Raw genomic sequence first — 2,825 nt, 5'->3', positions numbered from 1 at the left:
AAAATTGGAGGTAAGAACTATGAGTCAACAACCTATTGAGATCAGTAAAAATGTATTGCAACAATGTTTGGGACTTACCGCTGGAGAGACGCTTCTGGTCGTAACCGACGATGATAAAAAAGAATTGGGCGAGTCCATATATGAAGCTGGCAAGGCACTGGGGGCAGAAGCAGCTATTTTGACGATGAAGGTTCGCTCTAAATCGGGCGAGGAGCCTCCGGCCCCTGTTGCCGAAGCCATGCTTCGCTCCAACGTTGTTGTATGTGTCACCCGGTATTCGCTGACACATACAAGTGCCCGTAAGCAAGCCGCAGCTGCTGGAGCACGCCTGGCGACCATGCCCGGCATGACAGACGATATGTTCATGAATGGAGCAATTGCTGCTGATTATCCGAAGGTCAAGGCGCTGACCGAAGAGGTGACCGCATTGCTGACTGCTGCCAAGCAGGTACGGATTGAAAAGGAAGGATATAGTCTGAACTTTACCATAGAAGGGCGCAACGGCGTTCCCAGCACAGGTATGTATTTGAATCCTGGCGAATCGGGGAACCTGCCTTCAGGTGAAGCGTATATTGCTCCGCTGGAAGGAGCGGCACAGGGTCAGATTGTGGTGGACGGTTCTGTAGCGGGAATCGGTGCCTTAAAAGAGCCACTGCTGCTGACGGTGCAAAATGGTAGATTAATCACCGCAGAAGGGGAAGCCGGACAGTCCCTGTTTGATATGCTCGGCGAAGGCGATGGTAGAATGCTGGCCGAATTTGGTATTGGAACGAATGATAAAGCCCGCATTACAGGTGTTGTGTTAGAGGACGAGAAAGTATATGGCACGATTCATGTCGCTTTTGGCAGCAATAATACCTTCGGGGGAACTATCGCTGCGGGTGTACATATTGACGGAGTCGTACAAAAACCGGATGTATATCTGGATGATCGTCTGATTATGAAGGCTGGTCAGTTGCTAGAGCGATAAAGGGAGGAAGTTATCATGCTTGGAATGATCAGAGTGCTTACCATGCAGGACAAAGTAGCTATCGACCTTCACGGCCGGGTCATTGAGCAGCGCTACGGGCTGCCTGTCACCAGTGTATGTATCCCCGATCAGCCGAAAGGAATCTATGATGATATCACAGACCGGGAAGCGGTGCCTAAAATTGTGCTCGCGGCGCAACAACTCGTTGAACAAGGCTGTACGTCTATCGGTATTAGCTGCGCGGCTGATCCAGCGCTAGAGGAAACTCGTCAGGCTGTATCTGTACCTGTATACGGGGCGGGGTCCTGTGCGGCACTCTTGGCTCTGACATCGGCCAGCCGTGTAGGCGTGTTGACCATTTTGGAGGAGGCTCCGCCGCTGATTCGCCGCATTTTGGGCGATTCCTATATCGGTACAGAGCGTCCCATAGGTGTGCAGACGACACTGGACTTGAACACTCCACAAGGTAAAGAGGCAGCTATGGCAGCAGCGTTACGGCTTCAGGAGAAGGGGGCTGAGGTAATTGTACTTGCCTGTACAGGTTTTGTAACGATGAACTTTGCGCCAGAGCTGGAGCGTACACTAGGGATTCGGGCTATTGACCCGATTGTGGCGTTGGGTGCAGCTGTTTCGGTACGCTAGCAGACACTTCGTGTGGGGTACAAGCAGGATAGTTCTTAAACTTCATTATAAATAGTTGAATATTAAAATAAACCGCCTTTTCCAGAAAAGGGCGGTTTATTTATGTTCCATTGAGCTCCTAAAGATAGGAATGGACTGGTGTGGATAGACTTGACCAAGCGGTAAAAGGTTTTGTTTTGTACACTTTTTTGGTACACTATCCTGAAAATTAGATGAACTAAGGATTTTGCAAAATAAATAGCAGGGTGGTCTGTCTTTATGAAAATACCGGGTGTAACAGTTCAAGAGCTCATGGCAATACCCGTGTTGAAGGAGGCGAAGGTATTAAGCGGAGAGCAAGGGCTAAGCCGGGTTGTCCGGTTTATTGACATTATGGAAGTCCCTGACCTGAAAGGCTGGGTCCGGGAAGGTGTATTGTTAATGACAACGGCTTATTCGATCCGTCATGAGCCTGAGGTATTGTGTCAAATTATTCAATTACTGCATCAGGGCGGGGCGGCGGCGCTTGTGATCAAGCCTACCCGCTTTCTCACGGAAATTCCCCATAGTGCGCTTGAAGAAAGTAATGCCTGTGGCCTTCCTGTGATTGAGATTCCAGCCGATATTCCCTATACGGATATTACGCAGCGTGTCATGGATATGGTGTTGAACCGACAGGCAGAGCTGCTGCGACGTTCGGAAGAAATCTATCGAACGTTAACGACGATGGTGCTGGAGAACAGTGGCATACAGGCTGTAAGCGATAATATAGCAGAGCTTTTTAAAGCTCCGGTTGCTTTGATTGATAATGGTGGTCAAGCCATTGTCACTTCACCACAAGATTGGGATTGGGCGAAGGTACAAGATGCTCGTCATTTTCCCATTAGTGTGGATAAACGTACAGTCGCCAAGTTGGTCATTGCCCGCAATGAATTGGATGATATGGAGCAGGTTGGTATTGAGCAGGCACGGCTGGTGATGGCGTTAGAATTAATGCGTGAAAAGGCAGTAGAAGATACGGAAAGCCGACTACGGGGGAATTTTATAGATGAGCTCATGACACCTCCGTTGCCGGTGCGGCATGAGGTTGAGCGGAGAGGTCGTCAATTGGGATTCAACCCGGAATATAACTGGGAGGTGGCTGTACTGGAAAGTGCTACGGCTCCGCCAGAAGAGATTCTTTCTGGGTTATTGAGTATGGAATCGACCCGACGGCGTGTGGTGTCTCATATTG

At 49.6% G+C, this 2,825-nt stretch carries 3 protein-coding genes; all 3 read left to right on the top strand.

Annotated elements, in window-relative coordinates:
• Positions 1–19: 19 nt before the first annotated feature.
• The gene (locus tag GRP75_RS23470) at positions 20–970 is read left to right on the top strand and encodes an aminopeptidase (protein WP_160790513.1); all 951 of its coding nucleotides are present in this window, start codon (positions 20–22) and stop codon (positions 968–970) included.
• Between the two features lie 15 nt (positions 971–985).
• Positions 986–1,612, top strand: coding sequence for an aspartate/glutamate racemase family protein (locus GRP75_RS23465; RefSeq protein ID WP_160790512.1), 627 nt, complete (start codon positions 986–988; stop codon positions 1,610–1,612).
• Positions 1,613–1,870: 258 nt separating this feature from the next.
• Positions 1,871–2,825 (top strand): PucR family transcriptional regulator ligand-binding domain-containing protein (locus GRP75_RS23460; protein WP_202404282.1); only part of this gene is annotated, 955 nt, incomplete at its 3' end.

It is taken from the genome of Paenibacillus sp. OT2-17, from assembly GCF_009827695.1.
GTDB classification, from domain to species: domain Bacteria; phylum Bacillota; class Bacilli; order Paenibacillales; family Paenibacillaceae; genus Paenibacillus; species Paenibacillus polymyxa_B.
This window is presented reverse-complemented; position numbering and strand designations above follow the sequence as displayed.